The sequence below is a fragment of the Stenotrophomonas sp. PA-6-5C genome, assembly GCF_021605635.1.
Classification (GTDB): Bacteria; Pseudomonadota; Gammaproteobacteria; order Xanthomonadales; family Xanthomonadaceae; genus Stenotrophomonas; species Stenotrophomonas lactitubi.
Genome location: NZ_WKEE01000004.1, coordinates 1 through 18,216, shown reverse-complemented (window position 1 = coordinate 18,216; position 18,216 = coordinate 1). Strand labels below are relative to the sequence as shown.

At 66.4% G+C, this 18,216-nt stretch carries 17 protein-coding genes; 13 read left to right on the top strand and 4 right to left on the bottom strand.

Going from position 1 to position 18,216, the window contains the following annotated elements; genetic code table 11:
• Positions 1–11: 11 nt before the first annotated feature.
• The gene (locus GIW57_RS02425; protein WP_025877855.1) at positions 12–1,310 is read right to left on the bottom strand and encodes a nucleoside transporter C-terminal domain-containing protein; all 1,299 of its coding nucleotides are present in this window, start codon (positions 1,308–1,310) and stop codon (positions 12–14) included.
• Positions 1,311–1,503: 193 nt separating this feature from the next.
• Between GIW57_RS02425 and GIW57_RS02420 the strand changes: the two genes are divergently transcribed.
• The 7 genes from GIW57_RS02420 to GIW57_RS02390 all read left to right on the top strand — a co-directional run bounded on the left by GIW57_RS02420 (position 1,504) and on the right by GIW57_RS02390 (position 7,969).
• Positions 1,504–2,475 carry an aldo/keto reductase gene (locus GIW57_RS02420; protein WP_100462985.1) on the top strand — a complete coding sequence of 324 codons (972 nt, stop codon included), beginning with the start codon at positions 1,504–1,506 and terminating at the stop codon, positions 2,473–2,475.
• A gap of 198 nt (positions 2,476–2,673) precedes the next feature.
• Positions 2,674–2,868, top strand: a complete 195-nt coding sequence (locus GIW57_RS02415; protein ID WP_005412278.1) for a hemin uptake protein HemP — start codon at positions 2,674–2,676, stop codon at positions 2,866–2,868.
• Positions 2,869–3,020: 152 nt separating this feature from the next.
• Positions 3,021–5,207, top strand: coding sequence for a TonB-dependent hemoglobin/transferrin/lactoferrin family receptor (locus GIW57_RS02410; protein ID WP_236509067.1), 2,187 nt, complete (start codon positions 3,021–3,023; stop codon positions 5,205–5,207).
• Positions 5,208–5,211: 4 nt separating this feature from the next.
• Positions 5,212–5,814 (top strand): Hemin transport protein, encoded by a 603-nt coding sequence (locus GIW57_RS02405; protein ID WP_100462989.1) that lies wholly within the window; start codon positions 5,212–5,214, stop codon positions 5,812–5,814.
• A 72-nt stretch (positions 5,815–5,886) separates the two neighbouring features.
• Entirely contained in the window at positions 5,887–6,822 is a 936-nt protein-coding gene (locus GIW57_RS02400) for a DUF6607 family protein (RefSeq protein ID WP_100462992.1), read from the top strand.
• Positions 6,823–7,046: 224 nt separating this feature from the next.
• A complete protein-coding gene (locus GIW57_RS02395) occupies positions 7,047–7,577 on the top strand; it encodes a hypothetical protein (RefSeq protein WP_205406079.1) in 531 nt (176 codons plus the stop codon).
• A gap of 23 nt (positions 7,578–7,600) precedes the next feature.
• Positions 7,601–7,969, top strand: coding sequence for a hypothetical protein (locus GIW57_RS02390; protein WP_236509066.1), 369 nt, complete (start codon positions 7,601–7,603; stop codon positions 7,967–7,969).
• 109 nt (positions 7,970–8,078) lie between these two features.
• On the opposite strand, the gene GIW57_RS02385 is transcribed toward GIW57_RS02390, so the two are convergent.
• Both GIW57_RS02385 and GIW57_RS02380 read right to left on the bottom strand, forming a co-directional pair.
• Positions 8,079–10,592: an FtsX-like permease family protein gene (locus GIW57_RS02385; protein WP_236509065.1), complete on the bottom strand. Its 2,514-nt coding sequence runs from the start codon at positions 10,590–10,592 to the stop codon at positions 8,079–8,081.
• The gene (locus GIW57_RS02380) at positions 10,589–11,236 is read right to left on the bottom strand and encodes an ATP-binding cassette domain-containing protein (protein WP_059066070.1); all 648 of its coding nucleotides are present in this window, start codon (positions 11,234–11,236) and stop codon (positions 10,589–10,591) included. Before GIW57_RS02380 ends, GIW57_RS02385 begins: the two co-directional genes overlap by 4 nt.
• Before the next feature lie 75 nt (positions 11,237–11,311).
• Between GIW57_RS02380 and GIW57_RS02375 the strand changes: the two genes are divergently transcribed.
• The 3 genes from GIW57_RS02375 (at position 11,312) to GIW57_RS02365 (ending at position 14,185) form a co-directional block, all read left to right on the top strand.
• Complete coding sequence (locus GIW57_RS02375; protein WP_089238845.1) at positions 11,312–11,959, top strand: arylesterase; 648 nt, start codon at positions 11,312–11,314, stop codon at positions 11,957–11,959.
• Between the two features lie 90 nt (positions 11,960–12,049).
• On the top strand, positions 12,050–12,763 hold the full coding sequence (locus tag GIW57_RS02370; protein WP_002811889.1) for a response regulator transcription factor: 714 nt from the start codon (positions 12,050–12,052) through the stop codon (positions 12,761–12,763).
• 150 nt (positions 12,764–12,913) lie between these two features.
• Positions 12,914–14,185, top strand: coding sequence for a HAMP domain-containing sensor histidine kinase (locus tag GIW57_RS02365; protein WP_100462998.1), 1,272 nt, complete (start codon positions 12,914–12,916; stop codon positions 14,183–14,185).
• A gap of 145 nt (positions 14,186–14,330) precedes the next feature.
• Here GIW57_RS02365 and GIW57_RS02360 read toward each other — a convergent pair whose 3' ends face one another.
• Positions 14,331–15,029, bottom strand: coding sequence for an SGNH/GDSL hydrolase family protein (locus GIW57_RS02360; RefSeq protein ID WP_236509064.1), 699 nt, complete (start codon positions 15,027–15,029; stop codon positions 14,331–14,333).
• 223 nt (positions 15,030–15,252) lie between these two features.
• Here GIW57_RS02360 and GIW57_RS02355 point away from each other — a divergent pair, with 223 nt between their 5' ends.
• The 3 genes from GIW57_RS02355 to GIW57_RS02345 all read left to right on the top strand — a co-directional run bounded on the left by GIW57_RS02355 (position 15,253) and on the right by GIW57_RS02345 (position 17,809).
• On the top strand, positions 15,253–15,648 hold the full coding sequence (locus GIW57_RS02355; protein ID WP_025877898.1) for a diacylglycerol kinase: 396 nt from the start codon (positions 15,253–15,255) through the stop codon (positions 15,646–15,648).
• Between the two features lie 32 nt (positions 15,649–15,680).
• A complete protein-coding gene (locus GIW57_RS02350) occupies positions 15,681–16,430 on the top strand; it encodes a TerC family protein (RefSeq protein WP_100463001.1) in 750 nt (249 codons plus the stop codon).
• Between the two features lie 218 nt (positions 16,431–16,648).
• Positions 16,649–17,809 carry an MFS transporter gene (locus GIW57_RS02345; protein WP_236509063.1) on the top strand — a complete coding sequence of 387 codons (1,161 nt, stop codon included), beginning with the start codon at positions 16,649–16,651 and terminating at the stop codon, positions 17,807–17,809.
• Positions 17,810–18,216 lie beyond the last annotated feature (407 nt).

The window sequence follows — 18,216 nt, the reverse complement described above, 5'->3', positions numbered from 1 at the left end:
CGAACTAGGGTTCAGCTGAAATGCGTCAGCACGCCGGCGATGGTAGCCGTCATGAAGGTTGCGATGGTACCGCCCAGCACCGCGCGCAGGCCGAACTTGGCCAGGTCGTGGCGACGTTCCGGTGCCAACCCGCCGATGCCGCCGATCTGGATCGCGATCGAGCTGAAATTGGCGAAGCCGCACAGCGCGTAGGTGGCGATCAGGCGACCTTCGTCGGACAGGCTCATGCCCGGCACCTGGCCATTCACGATCTTCGACAGTTCGGTGTAGGCGACGAACTCGTTGATCACGACCTTTTGGCCGATCAGCGAACCGACGGTGGTGGCGTCGGCCCACGGGGTACCGATCACCCAGGCAATCGGCGCCAGCACGTAGCCGAAGATGGTCGACAGGTCGGTCGGCTTGCCGATCGCCGCAGCCAGACCGGTGACTTCACCAATCCAGGTCAGCGGCGCATTGAGCAGGGCGATCAGGGCGATGAAGGCCAGCAGCATCGCACCGATGTTCAGTGCCAGCTTCAGGCCGTCACCGGCGCCGGCCGCAGCCGCGTCGATGATGTTGCTGGAGGTCTTCTCCACTTCCATCTTGACCGTGCCGCGGGTCAGCGGGGTGCCGGTTTCCGGAATCAGCAGCTTGGCCACGACCAGGGTGGCCGGGGCCGCCATGATGCTGGCCGCCAGCAGATGCTTGGCGTAGAACGCCTGCTGCACCGGATCGCCACCGCCCAGCATGCCCACGTACGCGGCAAGCACGCCGCCGGCGATATGGGCCATGCCGCCGATCATCATCGTCAGCAGCTCGGACTGGGTCATCTTGGCGATGTACGGACGCACCGTCAGCGGTGCCTCGGTCTGGCCGATGAACACGCTGGCGCAGACGCTGGTGGTTTCCGCACCGGACACGCGCATCACCTTGGTGATCGACCAGGCCATCACCCGCACGATCGCCTGCATGACGTTGAGGTGGTACATGACCCCCATCAGCGCCGAGAAGAAGATGATCGTCGGCAGCACCTGGAAGGCGAAGATGAAACCGTAGTTCTTGACGTCCATCAACGAGCCGAAGATGAACTTCGAACCTTCGTTGACGAAGCTCAGCACCTTCACGAAGCCCTGGCCCAGCGCATCGAATACGTCGCGCCCGCCCGGTACCAGGATCACCAGTGCCGCAAAGGCGATCTGCAGGGTGATGCCGGTGGCGACCAGCTTCCAGTCCACCGCGCGCTTGTTGTTGGAAAACAGCCAGGTGATGCCGATCAGCACCGCCAAACCGAACAGGCCGAAGCCGATCCTGCCCAAACCTTCGACCATCTGAGTGACTCCCCTGGGGCGTCGCGAAAAACGGGAAGCCTAGTGCAGGGCAGGGGCCGGAGCAAGGAAAAGCGGTCTGCGCGCGGGCATCGGCTCCGATCAGGCCAGCAACAGCAAGGGGTTGGGCCTGCCGGGACAGGTAGAATGGTGGCTTGATCCCGGCCCGAATGCGGGCCCGCAGCAGGAGAATCGCATGCTCTACCGTCGCCTTGGCTCCACCGGCCTGCCGATTTCCGCCCTGTCCTTCGGCGCCTGGGTGACCTTCGGCGACCAGGTGCCGCGCGATGAGGCACGCAACCTGGTGGCGGCGGCCTGGGACCATGGCATCAACTTCTTCGACAACGCCGAGGGCTATGCCAACGGCCGCGCCGAGCAGGTGATGGGCGATGTGATTGCCGACCTGCGGCTGCCGCGCGATGGTTTCTGCGTGTCCAGCAAGGTGTTCTTCGGCAGTGCCCAGGACCCGCGGCCGACCCAGCGCGGCCTGTCGCGCAAGCATGTGACCGACGCCTGCCATGCTGCGCTCAAGCGCCTGCGGGTGGAGTACCTGGACCTTTATTACTGTCATCGTCCGGATCCGGACGCTCCGATCGCTGAAACGGTGCATGCCATGGACACTCTGGTCCGGCAGGGCAAGGTGCTGTACTGGGGCACGTCGGAATGGTCGGCCAACCAGATCCAGGAAGCGGTGGACATCGCCGCGCGCCACAACCTGCAGGCACCGTCGATGGAGCAGCCGCAGTACAACCTGCTGCATCGGGAGCGGGTGGAAGTGGAGTACGCGCCGCTGTATGCCACGGCCGGGCTGGGCACCACGATCTTCTCGCCGCTGGCCTCGGGCCTGCTGAGCGGCAAGTACGACGACGGCGTGCCGGCCGATGCACGCCTGGGGCGCGAGGGCATGGGCTGGCTGCAGGATCTGGTGCTGGGCGACAACGCCGATGCGCGCCTGGCCCGGGTGCGTCGCTTCAGTGCCGTGGCGCGCGACCTGGGCCACGCCCCGGCCAGCCTGGCCATCGCCTGGTGCCTGCGCAATCCCAACGTCTCCAGTGTGATCCTCGGCGCCAGCCGGGTCAGCCAGCTGCTGCAGAACCTGCAGGCGCTGGACGTGCTGGCACAGGTGGACGACGCTGGCTGGGCGCAGGTGGAAGCCGTATTCGCCTGAGGACCGGGGACAGGTTTGTAGGGCCGAGCCCACGCTCGCCCGGCCTTACCGCGCCCAATGGCGCTTATTTCAATAGACAAAAACTATCGAAATTTAAATTTCGATCATTAATTCCATCAACTAAGTTGAGAATGATTGTTGATTGTCAACTGAGAATCATTATCATTTAACTCGTCCCTCGCACGAGTCCAGATGCTCATGAATGCTCAACCTGTACTGCTGCGCCCCGAAACGCTGACCCTCCGCGACCGCCCGGTTCGTGTCGTGCCGCCGGAAGAGGTCATCGACAGCGAAGCCCTGCTCAAGGGCCGTCGTGAAATCCTGATCCAGCACGGTGACCGTTTCTACCGTCTGCGTCATACCAGCAACGACAAGCTGATCCTGACCAAGTAACGCGGCCTGGTCGCCCGCCTCCCTCCCTCCTGTCGGCAGCGCCGACAGGGTGGGCGACCCGTCCGCTCCTGCTCTCTCCCCCTCGGTCTACCGTTCATGCCTGCCTGGTGTGGCGGTGGCCGGGGGTTCCCCTGCCTGACCGAATGATGCCGATGACCCGCCCGACCGCCCTTTCCATTGCCCTGTGGATGGCCCTGCCGCTGTCCGCCCATGCTGCTGCCGATGCCGCGCCCGACGCGCGCGAGTTCGATCGGGTGCAGGTCACCGCCACCCGCACCGAGCGGGCAGTGAGCGATGTCGCGGCCACCGTCGATGTGATCGACCGCGAGCAGATGGACCGGCATCTGGTGCAGGACATCAAGGATCTGGTCCGCTACGAGCCGGGCCTGTCGGTCAGCCGCAGCGCAACCCGTTTCGGTCTCGGCAGCATCCGCATCCGCGGCCTGGACGGCAATCGTGTGCGCATCCAGACCGATGGCATCGCCATGCCGACCAGCTTCAACATCGGCTCGTTCTCCAACGCCAACCGCAACTTCACCGATCTGGACACGCTCAAGCGCGTGGAGATCGTGCGCGGACCGGCCAGCTCGCTGTACGGCTCGGACGCACTCGGCGGCGTGGTTGCCTTCGTCACCAAGGACCCGGCCGATTACCTGAAGGATGGCAAGGACAGCTACGTCGGCCTGAAGTTCGGCTACGACGGCGAGTGGAAAGGCCTGCTCGGTGGCGTCACCAGCGCCTTCGGTGGCGAACACTGGAGTGGCATGGTCAACATCAACCACCGCCAGGGCCAGGAAACCGACAACAAGGGTGATGTGCGCAGCAACGACAACACGCGCACTGCGGCCAACCCGCAGGACCGTGATGGCCGCAGCGGCCTGGCCAAGCTGGTCTATGCACCCAGCGACGACCAGCGCTTCCGCCTGACCGTGGAAGGCAACGAAGACAACACCGATACCGACGTGCTGTCCTCGATCGACCGCACCACCACCACCGGCATGAAGGCGCGCGACACGCAGAACCGCACCCGCGTGTCCTTCGCCCACGAGATGGATGCGCTGGACAAGGGCTTCGCCGACAGCCTGCACTGGCAGGTCTACACGCAGGACAGCGAAACCACGCAGCGTACCGACGAGGCGCGCGCCAACGGCAGCCGCCGCCATCGCGAGTTCAGTTTCGACCAGCGCGTGTATGGCCTGCAGGCGGTGTTCAACAAGGCCTTCAGCACCGGCAGCGTCGAACACGCGCTGACCTATGGCTTCGATGGCGCCCGCACCGAGATCCGCCAGAAGCGCGATGGCTACCAGGTCAGCAACCGTGGCGTGGTCAGCACGACGATCCTGCCCGACGCGTTCCCCGTGCGCGATTTCCCGATCAGCAAGACCACCGAGCTGGGCCTGTACGCACAGGATGAAATGCGCCTGGCCGACGGCAAGCTGTCGCTGGTGCCCGGCGTGCGCGTGGACCGTTACGAACTGAAGCCGGACGTGGACAGCATCTTCGCCGAGGACAATCCGGGCGTGGCCGTGTCGGAGCTGAAGAAGACCAGCGTGTCGCCGAAGTTCGGCCTGGTCTATCGCTTCACCGACGCGTGGTCGCTGTTTGCCGGTTATTCGCGTGGCTTCCGCTCGCCGCCGTACAACGACGTCAACCTCGGCTTCACCAATTTCGCCTTCGGCTACACCGCCATTCCCAACCCGGACCTGAAGCCGGAAACCAGCGACGGTGTCGAACTGGGCCTGCGATTCCTGTCGCCGGCGGCGTACGTGAGCCTGAGCGGCTACTACAACGACTACAAGGACTTCATCGAGTCGCAGACGCTGGTGGGAACCAACGCGCAGGGCTTGATGGTGTTCCAGTCGCGCAACATCGCCGACGCACGCATCTACGGCGCCGAACTGAAGGCCGGCGTCGACTTCGGCCAGATCAGTCCGGCGCTGCAGGGGTGGGCGCTGCGCAGTGCGGTGGCGTGGTCGCGCGGCGACAACAAGACCGCCGATGTGCCGCTGGACTCGGTCGATCCAATGCGCGGCACCGTCGGCCTGATGTACGACACCGATACCTGGGGCGTCGAACTGGCCGGCACCTTCGTCAAGCGCAAGGACCGTGTGGCCTCGACCGCCATCTATCGCCCGGCCGGCTATGGCCTGGCCGATCTGATGGCGCACTGGAACTTCGCCCCGGGCGCCACCTTCAACGTCGGTGTCTTCAACCTGGGTGACAAGCGTTACATCGACTGGTCCAACGGCGGCTCGACCCTGTCAGCCACCAGCACCGTTCTGGACCGCTTTACCAGCCCCGGCCGCACTCTGTCGGCCAGCCTTGCCGTGTCCTGGTGATCCCATGAGCCGAGCCCTGTCTGCGCGTCGCCTGCCGTCCTCCCTGTCGCGTTCGTCGCTGCGGGCCTGGCCTGCGCCGGAACAGCTGGCAGCGCTCGGCACCGTGTTGTGCCTGTACCACGCCGATGGCAATGAACTTGGCGGCTGGCGCCAGGCAGTATCGGTGCATGCCTGCCAGGGCGTGGACAGCGAGGGCCTGCGCGAAAGCCTGTGCTTCCTTGATGCACGCGGCCGCTGCGTGTGGCGCCTGTACCTGTTGCCGGACAGCGATTTCCTGGCCTGGGACCGGCTGGTGGCGACGCTGCCGCCCGGTCCTTCGCACGATGCCGATGGCAGCGTCGGTGAGCGCCTGTGGCGGCGCCTGGCCGGGCATCTGGGCGGCCAGCGCTGGCGCCTGTGCACGCTGCGCCTGCATGCTGCCGACGAGGGCCGGACCCTGGCCGCCAGCCTGTCCACATTGTCGTCGCTGGGCGCCGCCACCGCGCGCCGGATCGCGCGCATCGAAGGCGCCGAAGGCGAACTGGCGATCGACGACTGTTGTTGTGCCGATGCCGCACGCCGCCCTGCCGCGCGCGCTCCCGGCGACCTGCCGCTGGTCCGCCTGTGACCTGATTGCGATGGATCGACTGCCGGCCAGGATGGCCTTTCCACGAAACCTGCAACCCCGAAGGAAGACCCGATGAAGTTCCAGACAGCCAGCGTGATGGTGCTGCTCGCCGCCAGTGGCGCCGCCAGCGCGCAGCCCTCCGACATCGCCCGTGACCACGACAGCATCCTGGCCATGCAGGGTGAGTACACGGTGGATTTCGCCTTCGATGAAACCGTGCTGCTGAAGCCGGGTTACGAGCGCGCGCCGGCCATGCGCAGTGGCGGCAACGAAGTGGTGATCGTGGTCGAGGACAGCCCGAAGCGCATCGTTCTGCAGCACCTGCTGGTGGACAGCAAGAGCGGCCACGTGACAAAGCACTGGCGGCAGGACTGGGTATACGAAGCGCCGAACCGCTTCGAGTTCAGCGCCGACCAGACCTGGCAGGTACGCACCATCGCGGCGGCGACCAACCAGGGTGCCTGGACCCAGTGCGTGTACGAAGTCAGCGATGCACCGCGCTACTGCGGCACCGGCACGTGGACCTACGGCAACAACGTGCCGACCTGGACCAGCGACATCAGCTGGCGGCCGCTGCCACGCCGCGAATACACCAAGCGCAGCGATTACAACGCGCTGGCCGTGGTCAACCGCCACACCCTGACCCCGAACGGCTGGACCCACGAGCAGTTCAACACCAAGGTGCAGCGCAACGCCGATGGCAGCCAGGTCGAAATCGCCCGCGAATTCGGCTTCAACGACTACATCAGGACCACCGAGGTCGACTTCACCCCGGCGCGTGATTACTGGAAGGCAACCGCCGGTTACTGGAGCAAAGTGCGCCAGCGCTGGGACGGCTTCCTGACCCAGGCCCCGGGCGTGCACCTGAAGACCAAACTCGATGGCATGGCGATGATCATCCCGTTGTTCACCCAGGCCGAAGACGTGCAGGCCGGCAAGAAGGTGAAGGACAAGCAGATCGACGAAGTCTTCGCCAAGTACGTGGAAAAGGCGCCGAAGGAAGGTTGATCGGCGCGGTAGGGTGTCGGACGTGCACTGCACTGGTGGGTGCCGGGCTTGCTCGGCACGCTCTCCGGCGGTGATTGCACCCGGCATCCACGCGTCGTGCCGCGTTGTTTGGCGCCGAATGCGCCTGGCTATGACGCGTTTCACCGCGATTTTCCTCGCATTTCTGCGTGAGGCTGGCACGCGATAGGATGGGCAACCTGTGCTGTCCACGATCTTCCCCATCGATGAAACTCTCCACTCTCTGCAACCAGCTGCTGCCCGGCGAAGCCTGCGATGACATCGAGAGCTTCTTCCTCGAAATCGATGATTTCGAGGAGGTGCCGCTTGTTTCGCGCTTGAGTCGAATCGATGACTTGCTGGAGCGATTGGGGCCTCGATGGACATCGGCCTATCTGCTCAGTCTCTGCAGCCACGTGCTTTCAACCGTGCGTATTGCTGGCAGGGTGCGCAGTGCGACGGGCTCGGAAATGTTCCTCGCGTTGAGTTTTACCGAGTTCGAGCTGCATGCGGAGGAGGGTGTGCTGCTTCCTCACGTCTTCTACTACCCAGGCCCCGAGGGCGTCGCCCTGGGGCATCGCCTTCGGCACGAATGCGACACGACCGCTTTGGCAGAAATCGCGCTGGTGCGCTCCGTGTTCGAAGATGCGGATATGCTCGCGGGCTTTCGCTTCTGCGGGAGCCGGACGGATGGTCCGCCGGGTCACGACGTCGTCCGTGTCTTTGCGATTCCAGTGGCGGAAGGCAGCGAGTGCTGAGGGCGATCGTGCCAGATCTCCCGATGTTCGATGGCTACCTGACCAACCCGATAACCTACGACCGTCTCGAGCAGCATTTCCTCGACCACTTCACGGCCGGAATCCAGGCGACCAAGCTGCGCGCTGAAGACTTCCGTAACCCACATTACAACGTGTTCTTCGAGGATGGCACGAAGGATCGCGAAGCCAATCCGATCTTCTCCGCCATGCACCTCCCAAGCGGCAACATCGTCCGCGTGGTCATTTGCGGAAGCCACCCGGAGTACACCGAACTCCGCAAGCGGGTGGGTGACAACGATGCGCAGGTGGAGCTCTGCCTGTTCATTGCCTTGGCGGACATGCAGCGTGCGATGGAGACGACCGTGATCTGGGCGAAGCAACAGGCGTCGTGAACCGCATCCACGCATGGCGTGGATCTACCAGCGATAGTCCCAGTAGATCCGCGCCGCGCATGCCAGTAGATCCACGCCATGCGTGGATGCCTTTGCTTTCACAACGGCGTCAGGCTTCCCGCAGTGCCAATGCCGGTGGCGTGTGCAGGATCCGACGGGTGCCCAGCCAACCAGCCAGCAGGCTCAGGCCGATGCCGAGCAGGCCACCCAGCAGCAAGCCCGGCCACGGCGGTAGCAGCGGCAGCTCGAACACCTTCTGCGACACCGCCACGCCGATCACCGCTGCCGCGCCCACCGCCAACAGCGCCGCCAGCGCGCCCAGCGCACCGAACTCGACCAGCACCGCGCCACGCAGCTGGCGCCGCGTTGCACCCAGCGTGCGCAGCACGGCGCTGTCATAGCGGCGCTCGCCAGCCGTCGCCTGCAGTGCCGCCAGCAGCACCAGCACGCCGGCCAGCAGGCTGAACACCATCACCAGCTGCACCGCCTGCGCTACCCGTTCCATCACATCGCGCACCTGCGAGATCACCGCATCCACGTCCAGCAGCGACAGGTTCGGTTGCGCGCGCACAAGGGCCCCGAGACCCGCCGCCTGTCCCGCCGGCAGATGGAACGCCGACAGCAGGTTGTGCGGTGTATCGCCCACCGCTTTCGGGTTCAACAGCACGAAGAAGTTCGGCCGGAAGGTGTTCCAGTCGGCCTTGCGCACGCTGGTGACGCTGAACTCGCGCTCCTGCTCGCCCACCGCAATGGTGATGCGATCACCCGGGTACACGCCGTAGCGCTTGGCCCAGCCGATCTCCACCGAGGCCTCGGCGGCGGTGCTGTCCGGCGTCCAGAACGTGCCGTTGACCAGTGTGTTGGCCGGCGGGAACGTGCTGCGCCAGCTGAAGTTCAGCGGACGGTTCTCGTCATCGTCGTCGCGCTGGCCTTCGCCCTGCGGCTGATTGTCGTCGGCCGGCGTGCGGTCCACCCGCAGCGGCGGCTTGCCGTTGATTGCGATCAGGCGCCCGGTGGCCATCGGTTCGATGCTGGCATCATCCGCTCCCAGGCCCTGCAGTGCGGCCAGCACGCTGTCGCGCTGCTCGGGTTGGATGTTGATCAGGAAGTAGTTCGGCGTGTCCGCGGGCAGGCGCTCGCGCCACTGCTGCAGCAGGCCGGGGCCGATCACCGCCAGCAACAGCAGCGCGCACAGCGACAGTGACAGCCCCACCAGCTGCATCACCGCCAGCATCCGCCGCCGCGTCAGCGCGGCCAGGCCCAAGCGCCAGTTGCCATGCAGACGATGCTGCAGGCCACGCAGCAGCTGCAGCAGGAGGAACCCGACCACGCCTGCAGCGACCGCCAGCCCGGCCAGGCCGCCCAGCACCCACAGGGCCAGCTTCAGATCGCCGGTGACCTGCACCGCCAGTACCAGACTGGCCGCCAGTGCGGCCACATAGGCCAGCAGCGAGGCCGGTGGCAAGGCGGCAAACGAGCGGTTGAGCACGCGCATCGGCGGCACGCCACGCAGGCGCAGCAGTGGTGGCAGTCCGAAGCCGAACAGCAGCAACAGTCCGATCCCCGCGCCGGTCAGCGCAGGCATCGCTTCGGGCAGCGGCAGGCGTTGCGGCACCAGGCTGCCCAACACCTGCACCAGTCCTTCCTGCGCCGCCATGCCCAGGCCGATGCCGATCGCACAGGCCGGCACGGCCAGCATCAGCAGCTGCAGGGCCAGGCCAGCCAGAATGTCGCGCTGGCGTGCACCCAGGCAGCGCAGGATCGCCACCTGGTCGATGCGACGCAGGGCGAACCGGTTGGCCGCCAGTGCGGTGGCCACGCCAGCCAGCAGTACCGCCAGCAGTGCGCTGAGGCCGAGGAAACGACCGGCCAGGTCGAAGGCCTGGCGCACACCGCGCTGGGTATCGTTCACGCTGAGCAGGCGCATGCCTTTCACCTGCGGCAGCAGCCATTGCCGGAATGCAGCGATGTCGGTGGCCGGGCCGGCGAACATCAGGCGGTAATTGATGCGGCTGCCGGGGCCGAGCAGGCCGGTGCCTTCCACATCGGCGCGGTTGACCAGCAGGGTCGGCGACAGCGTCAGCAGGTCGCCACCGGCATCCGGTTCGGATTCGATGATGCCGGCGATGCGCAGCGTGCCCGCACCGAATTCCAGATCGTCGCCGGCTTTCAGGCCCAGCGCCTGCAGCAGGCGTGGATCGGCATAGGCCTGGCCTTTGGCCGGCATGCCGGCATCGGCGATCAGCGCGCCGCCGGGCGTGGCGCGCACGCGCAGCGCGCCGCGCAGCGGGTAGCCTGCCTCCGCGGCCTTGATGCTGGCCATCTGGCTGGCATCGCCCTGGAACAGCACGCTGCCGAAGCTGGCCAGCCGCGTGTGCGCCAGGCCGCGTCGCTGCGCTTCGTCGGCAAATGCGGCAGGCGGGTCATCGCGTCCGGCCACGCCGAGGTCGCCGCCGAGCATTTCCGCCGCGCTGCCGGTCAGTGCCAGGTTGACCCGGTTGACCAGCGTGCCCACCGCCGTCATCACCGCCACGCCCAGTACCAGGGCGGCGAAGACGGTCAGCAGATCACCGGCCAGGGCTTCGCGGCGCAGCGCGCGCCACGCATGCCGCAGCAGGTTCATGCGTCCACTCCATGTTCCACCGGCTGCAGGCGGCCGTTGTCGATGCGATGGATGTACTGGCAGCGCTGCGCCAGGCGCAGGTCGTGGGTGACCAGCACCAGGGTGGTACCGCTGCCGGCATTGAGTTCGAACAGCAGATCGCTGATGTGCTGGCCGGTGGCCTGGTCCAGCGAGCCGGTGGGCTCATCGGCGAACAGGATGCGCGGGCGGCTGACGAACGCACGAGCGAGGGCCACACGCTGCTGCTCGCCGCCGGACAACTGCCGCGGATAGTGGCGGGCGCGATGCGAGAGCCCGACTGCGGCCAGCACCTCATCCACCCGCGTGCGGTCCTCCCGCCCGGCCAGTTCCAGTGGCAGTGCGATGTTCTCGGCCGCCGTCAGCGCCGGCAGCAGGTGGAAGCTCTGGAAGACGAAGCCGACGTCGCGCGCGCGCAGCTGTGCACGCGCCTCTTCGTCCAATGCCGTCAGATCCTGGCCCGCCAGCGCGATGCGGCCCCGGCTGGGCAGGTCCAGCCCGGCCAGCAGGCCGAGCAGGGTGGTCTTGCCGGAACCGGAGGCGCCGACGATGGCTACGCTGGTGCCTTCATGGACGGTCAGGGTGATGTTGTCCAGTATGTGGACTTCACCCTCCGGGCCATGCACGGATTTGCCGACCTGGTCGACGGCGATGGCGACGGGCGCGCTGCGGGGGGACAGGCTGTCGATGAGGAGACTCCAATGCACAAGACGGGATGGAGCCGGCAAGCCGGCGCAATGATGGTGCTGTTGCTAGGGTTGCTGCTGTTGCCGGCACTGGCGTGTGCCAAAGGTCCGGCCACCGGTACCGTGCTGGTGCTCGGTGACAGCCTCAGTGCCGCCCACAATATCCCGGCCGATGCAGGCTGGGTCAGCCTGCTGCAGCAGCGGGTCAGGCAGCAGTCGAAAACCCCGCCGCGCATCGTCAACGCCAGCATGAGCGGGGAAACCACCGCCGGCGCGCTGACCCGCCTGCCGGGCCTGCTCGGGCGGGAAAAGCCCACGGTGGTGGTGATCGCCCTCGGTGGCAACGATGCGCTGCGCGGCCTGACTCCGGCGCAGGTGCAGGGCAACCTGGAAAAAATGGTGCAGGCCAGCCAGAAGGCCGGTGCCAAGGTGCTGCTGCTGGGCATCGACGTGCCGCCCAACTATGGGCCGGGCTACCGCCAACGCCTGGCGGCGGCGTACCGGACGCTGGCCACGCAGTACAAGGTGCCGTTGCTGCCGTTCCTGCTGGAAGGCGTGGCCCTGCAGCCGGGATTGATGCAGGCAGACGGCCTGCATCCCACCGCGCAGGCGCAGCCGAAGGTACTGGACAACGTATGGCCGCTGCTGAAACCGCTGCTGTGAGCACGCCATCTTCTTTTCATTGACGCAACTTCACATCGCGTGCACCGTCGATCGGGCATGTTTCACAAAGCTGAAGAAAGAGGGATTCTCATGCGTCAGACGAAGGAGACTTCCGGCTTGGTGCTGGTGGTCGAAGACAACCGCAATATCTCCGAGATGATCGGTGAATACCTGGAAGGCCGTGGCTTCGAGGTGGACTATGCGCAGGATGGCCTGGACGGCTACCGTCTGGCTGCCGAGAACAGCTACGACGTGGTCGTGCTGGACCTGATGCTGCCGCGACTGGATGGCATCGAAGTGTGCCGCCGGCTGCGCAACGATGCGCGCAAGTCGACCCCGGTGCTGATGCTGACCGCGCGCGACACGCTGGATGACAAGCTCACCGGCCTTGGCTTTGGTGCCGATGATTACCTGACCAAGCCGTTCGCGATCCAGGAACTGGAAGCCCGCCTGCGCGCGCTGATCCGCCGCGAACGTCGCCAGGTAGGTTCGGAAGTGCTCAAGGTCGCCGACCTGGTGCTCGATCCGGTCAGCATGCGTGCCACGCGTGCCGGCACCGAGCTGCAGCTGTCGCCGATCGGCCTGCGCCTGCTGACCATCCTGATGCGCGAATCGCCGCGTGTGGTCACCCGCCAGGAAATCGAGCGCGAAATCTGGGGCAACGGCCTGCCTGATTCGGACACGTTGCGCAGCCACCTGTACAACCTGCGCAAGATCATCGACAAGCCGTTCGACCGGCCGCTGCTGCACACCGTGCAGAGCGCGGGCTATCGCATCGCCGATATCGCCCAGCCGATGGCCTGATCGACGTCGTGCCGGTGGTGCAGCAGAACCGGCACGGCCGTGGTCGGCAGGGAAGGGGTGAACGTTCCGGATGCCCGGTCGTCATCGTCCATGCACGATCACGGCACAGCGCGCTGCCTATAATCGCAGCGCTCTGACCGGGACATCGCAATGCCGCACGGCCTGCCGCGCAAGATCCGTATCGCCTTCATCCTGCAAGCCGTGCTGGCCAGCCTGGGTATCCTGCTGGGCGCCTGGCTGGTTTCGCTGGTGATCAAGCACAGCCTGGTCGGCGCTGCCCTGCGCGAAGAAGCGGCGTACTACTGGACGCTGCACGAGGCCTCGCCCGTGCAGCCGCCGCCCAATACCCAGAACATCCGTGGCTACCTGCTGGAACGCGGGCAGTCCAGCCTGTCACTGCCCGCCAACCTGCGCACGTTGGAACCGGGCTTCCACGAACTGCCCGACGATGATCAGCTGGTGCTGGTCGACGCCCGCGAACAGGGGCGCCTGTACCTGGTGTTCCTGCGCTCGCGCGCGGAGATGCTGGCGTTCTGGTTCGGCATCGTGCCGGTGCTGCTGACCCTGCTGGCGGTGTATGGCGCCTCGTGGATCACCTACCGTGCCTCCAAACGCCTGGTATCACCGGTGAACTGGCTGGCGCGCCGCGTCTCGCGCTGGGATCCGGGTCATCCGGAAGCGGCCGATCTGGAACCGAACAAGCTGCCCGCAGACATGCAGGGCGAGACCCGGCAACTGGCAGCGGCGCTGCATTCGCTGGCCAACCGGGTCACCGCGCACGTGGCACGCGAACGCAACTTCACCCGCGATGCCAGCCATGAACTGCGCACGCCGTTGACGGTCATCCGGGTGGCCAGCGACATGGCGCTGGGCGATGAAAGCCTGGAGCCGCGCCTGCGCCGCAGCCTGCAGCGCATCCAGCGTGCCGGGCGGGACATGGAAGCGGTGATCGATGCGTTCCTGATCCTGGCACGCGAGGCCGACGTCGAGCCGCAGGTGGAACTGTTCGACGTCAACGACATCGTCCGCTACGAAGTGGACAACGCCAACGAGCTGCTGGTGGGCCGGCCGCTGGCGGTGCACCTGCACAGTGACGCGGCCGTGCAGCTGCACGCACCGCCGCGGGTGCTGCAGGTGGTGGTCAGCAACCTGGTGCGCAACGCCTGTAGCTACACCGACGAAGGTCGCATCGACGTGCACGTGCACAACGACCGGGTGGTGGTAAGCGATACCGGCATCGGCATGTCCGCCGACGCGCTGTCGCGTGCATTCGAGCCGTTCTATCGCGCTGATCCCAGCCGTCCGCAGGGTACGGGCCTGGGGCTGTCGATCGTGCGTCGCCTGTGTGAACGCTTCGGCTGGAAGGTCAGCTTGACCAGCGAGCTGGGCAAGGGCACCGAGGCGACGGTGATTTTCCGCTGAGGGCCGGGCTGCACCCGGCACCCGCAGACGACAGGTTCCCGCCGCTGTTGGTAGGTGTCGACCTTGGTCGACACGTAGATCCACGCCATGCGTGGATGAAGCGTCCCCGGTAGTGCCGGCCGCTGGCCGGCAACCCCAGCATCACTCAGTTGCAGTTGACCTTCGGCGCCAGCGCCTTGGTCCAGATCGCATAGCCGGCAGGGGTCATGTGCAGCATGTCCTCGCGGAACAATGAGGCGTCAGGCTGGCCATCGGCCTCCAGCATCGGGGTGTAGATGTCGGTGTAGCCGGTGTTGGGCAGCTTCGCCAGCGCGGCCTTGATCTTCGCGTTGGCGTCGTTGATCGCCGGCAGCAGGTGCGCCCGCGAGGGGCTGGGCTTGATGGAGACGTACTCCACCTTCGTCTTCGGCAGGTCGCGATGCACGCGCTGCACGAAGGCCACCACATCGTCGCGTACCTGGGTCGCGCTGCGGCCGCTGTTGAGGTCGTTGTCGCCGGCGTAGAAGAACACCTTGCACGGTGCATACGGCACGATGGCCTGGCCGGCATACCAGGTGCTGTCGCGTACTTCCGAGCCACCGAAGCCGCGGTTGAACACCGGTTGCCCCGGGAAGTCCTCGGCCAGGCTGTCCCACATGCGGAAGGACGAGCTGCCAATGAATTCGATGCCGCCGCGCGGCGGCGGATTGGTCCGGTCGGCAGTGGCGAAGGACGCCATGTCGGCGGCCCAGGCCACGTTGGAAACCTGCGCGGGGACCTGCGGCGGCGCAGGCGGGCTCAGGGCCTGGGCCAGCGGCGCGGCCAGCAGGCCAAGCAGGATCAGGCAGGTGCGGGGACGGGTCATCAGGCACTCCGGCAGGGCAGGGGGCATCCATCATAGAAGCTGGTCCGGCCGCCCGCTTGGCCGCGCCGGGCCGTTCGCGGGGCCTCGCGGCGGCGCGTCCGGGGTGCCCTTGCCGCCCTTGTGGCAAAATAGGGCCTGTCTGCCCATCCCTGTGCACCCATGATTCCCTGCCGTGCGTCTGAGCGGTCGCTGCGCCGCGCCCCTGTTGCTGGATGCTTCACCCGTGGCTGATCAGTTCGGCCACATGCCCCGCGGCCCGCGCCGTATCTTCCAGGCCGCCCGCTGGTCCTGGCAGGGCCTGCGAGCCGCCTGGCTGCACGAGTCCTCGTTCCGGCTGGAGGTCTACCTGCTGGTGCTGCTGACGCCGCTGGCGATCTGGCTGGGCCAGACACCGGTGGAACGCGCGCTGATGATCGGCTCGATGCTGCTGGTGCTGGCGATGGAGCTGGCCAACTCGGCCATCGAGGCAGTGATCGAACGCTATGGCGCGGAAATCCACGAACTGGCCGGCCGCGCCAAGGACATGGGCTCGGCGGCAGTGTTCGTGCTGATGATGAACGTGCTGCTGTGCTGGGCCCTGGTGCTGGTGCCGCGGTTGTTCCCGGCCAGCGTCGGCTGATCCTTCTTCCTCCCCCTTGTTGAAGACTTCCCATGTCCCTTGAGTTTCTCGCCGATCCGAACGTCTGGTTGACCCTGTTCACTCTGAGTGCGCTGGAAATCGTGCTCGGCATCGACAATCTGGTGTTCATCTCCATCGCCGTCAGCAAGCTGCCCGAGAACCGCCGCCCGTTCGCGCGCCGCCTCGGCATCGCGGTGGCCTGCATTACCCGTATCGGCCTGCTGGTGTCGCTGGCGTACCTGGCGCACATGCAGGCGAACCTGTTCACCGTGGCCGGCATGGGCATCTCCATCCGCGACCTGGTGCTGATCGTCGGTGGCCTGTTCCTGATCATCAAGGGCTGGATGGAGATCAAGGAAATGATCTCCGGTGGCGAGGACGAGGATCCGACCACCACCAAGACCTCGGCCGTGTTCGGCTACGTGATCGCGCAGATCGCCATCATCGACATCGTGTTCTCGCTGGACTCGGTGATCACCGCCGTCGGCATCGCCGACCACGTGCCGGTGATGGTGGCCGCGATCCTGCTGTCGGTGGCGGTGATGCTGCTGGCGGCCAACCCGCTGGGCCGTTTCATCGATGCCAACCCGACCGTGAAGATGCTGGCCCTGGCCTTCATCCTGCTGATCGGTGCGGTGCTGATCCTGGACGGCCTGGACGTGCACGTGCCCAAGCCCTACATCTACGCCGCGATGGGCTTCTCGGTGCTGGTGGAGTGGCTGAACCTGCTGATGCGCCGCCGCGCACGCGAACACCACGTGCCGGGTGCCGGCGACTGGTAAGCACGACCCCGAACCCCCGGCCAGCGCCGGGGGTTCTGCTTTCCGGGCGCCGCTGCGCTCGCCGGGCATGGTCCGGCGCTACCCGGATGGCGGACCTGCCCACCACTTGTGAATCGGGATCAACACTGTTTTCCCGCGCCGAGGCTTACTCCCGGCCGGCAAAGCGCGCAGGCTACGCGCTCATTTTCCACAGGGCCTGCCCCACGCAGGCAACTCCCATGAATTCCAGAGCCGCTTTGCTGGCACTCGCCGTCGGCGCCTTCGCCATTGGCACCACCGAGTTCACCCCGATGGGCCTGTTGCCGGTCATCGCCAGCGGAGTGGGGGTCAGCATTCCCACTGCCGGCATGCTGATAACCGCCTACGCGGTGGGCGTGATGCTGGGCGCGCCGGTGATGACCCTGCTGATGGGACGCTTCGGCAAGCGCACCGCGCTGATGCTGCTGATGTCGATCTTCGTCGTCGGCAACGTGCTGTCGGCGCTGGCCCCGAACTACGGCCTGCTGCTGCTGTCGCGGCTGGTGACCAGCCTCAAGCACGGCGCGTTCTTCGGCATCGGCGCGGTGGTCGCCGCCAGTCTGGTGCCCAAGGACAAGCAGGCGGCGGCAGTGGCGACGATGTTCATGGGCCTGACCATCGCCAACATCGGTGGCGTGCCGCTGGCGACCTGGGTTGGCCAGCAGTTGGGGTGGCGCCTGGCCTTTGCCGGCACTGCCGTACTCGGCGTGGTGGCGATCACCGCCTTGGCCATGGCACTGCCGGCCTCCGCAGCGGGTGCACGCCCGGATGTCCGACGTGAACTGAAATCGATCATGCAGCCGCAGGTGCTGCTGGCAATGGCGACCACGGTGCTGGGCGCAGGTGCGATGTTCACCCTCTACACCTACGTGGCGCCGGTGTTGACCGAGCTGACCGGCGCGTCCAATGCCTTCATCGCGTTGTCGCTGGCACTGATCGGTATTGGTTTCACCGTTGGCAACGGCATCGGCGGACGCATGGCCGACTGGTCGCTGGACGGTTCGACCCGCATCCTGCTGGCGGTTCTGGCCCTGTTGATGTTCGCGCTGCCGCTGGCCTTCATGAGCCACGCGACCGCAGCGCTTGGCGTGTTGCTGTTCGGCGCGGCGACCTTCGCCATCGTGCCGCCGCTGCAGATCCGGGTGATGCAGGCGGCGAGCGAGGCGCCGGGGCTGGCGTCGTCGATCAACGTCGGTGCGTTCAACCTCGGCAATGCACTGGGCGCGGCGCTGGGTGGTGCGGTGATCAGCCTTGGGCTGGGCTACGCGGCGATTCCGGTGGCCGGTGGCCTGCTGGCGGCATCGGCGCTGCTGCTGGCGTGGCTGGGGCGTGCGCGCGTGCCGGCTGCTGAGGCTTGCTGAGGGGTTTGGCAGCAGGGCTGCGCCCTGCGCCCGCCGAGGCAACGACAACAGGCCGGAGCAACGGCAAAAGCTGGCTATCCGTGGGATGGCGGGGTGGATCCGGTTGCGGGGGACGCCGTAAACCCATCCCTGGGGGCTTGGCCGCGGCATCCATGCCGCGGACACCCCCGCAACCGGACCCACCCCGCCTTCGACAGTCTCCCGCGATCTGTCGGGACGGCGTTCTGTGCTGTTGGTAGGTGTCGACCTTGGTCGACACAAATGTCTGAAGAATCGGTTTTTGCTTTTGATTCTTCTTTTGATCTTCCCGCGGTGCGCAGGAAACCGTCCGTGGCCGGGAGGGTGGGTTGGCTGGGGGCGTAAGCGCCAAGGATGGCGCGCCCGAGCCTACAAGGACGTATTCACGG

Coding starts and splice junctions, on each gene's coding strand:
- GIW57_RS02345 (WP_236509063.1), top strand. CDS start 16,649: ATGAATTCCAGAGCCGCTTTGCTGGCACTCGCCGTCGGCGCCTTCGCC.
- GIW57_RS02420 (WP_100462985.1), top strand. CDS start 1,504: ATGCTCTACCGTCGCCTTGGCTCCACCGGCCTGCCGATTTCCGCCCTG.
- GIW57_RS02390 (WP_236509066.1), top strand. CDS start 7,601: ATGTTCGATGGCTACCTGACCAACCCGATAACCTACGACCGTCTCGAG.
- GIW57_RS02400 (WP_100462992.1), top strand. CDS start 5,887: ATGAAGTTCCAGACAGCCAGCGTGATGGTGCTGCTCGCCGCCAGTGGC.
- GIW57_RS02375 (WP_089238845.1), top strand. CDS start 11,312: ATGCACAAGACGGGATGGAGCCGGCAAGCCGGCGCAATGATGGTGCTG.
- GIW57_RS02405 (WP_100462989.1), top strand. CDS start 5,212: ATGAGCCGAGCCCTGTCTGCGCGTCGCCTGCCGTCCTCCCTGTCGCGT.
- GIW57_RS02395 (WP_205406079.1), top strand. CDS start 7,047: ATGAAACTCTCCACTCTCTGCAACCAGCTGCTGCCCGGCGAAGCCTGC.
- GIW57_RS02410 (WP_236509067.1), top strand. CDS start 3,021: ATGACCCGCCCGACCGCCCTTTCCATTGCCCTGTGGATGGCCCTGCCG.
- GIW57_RS02360 (WP_236509064.1), bottom strand. CDS start 15,029: ATGACCCGTCCCCGCACCTGCCTGATCCTGCTTGGCCTGCTGGCCGCG.
- GIW57_RS02425 (WP_025877855.1), bottom strand. CDS start 1,310: ATGGTCGAAGGTTTGGGCAGGATCGGCTTCGGCCTGTTCGGTTTGGCG.
- GIW57_RS02385 (WP_236509065.1), bottom strand. CDS start 10,592: ATGAACCTGCTGCGGCATGCGTGGCGCGCGCTGCGCCGCGAAGCCCTG.
- GIW57_RS02365 (WP_100462998.1), top strand. CDS start 12,914: ATGCCGCACGGCCTGCCGCGCAAGATCCGTATCGCCTTCATCCTGCAA.
- GIW57_RS02415 (WP_005412278.1), top strand. CDS start 2,674: ATGAATGCTCAACCTGTACTGCTGCGCCCCGAAACGCTGACCCTCCGC.
- GIW57_RS02370 (WP_002811889.1), top strand. CDS start 12,050: ATGCGTCAGACGAAGGAGACTTCCGGCTTGGTGCTGGTGGTCGAAGAC.
- GIW57_RS02350 (WP_100463001.1), top strand. CDS start 15,681: ATGTCCCTTGAGTTTCTCGCCGATCCGAACGTCTGGTTGACCCTGTTC.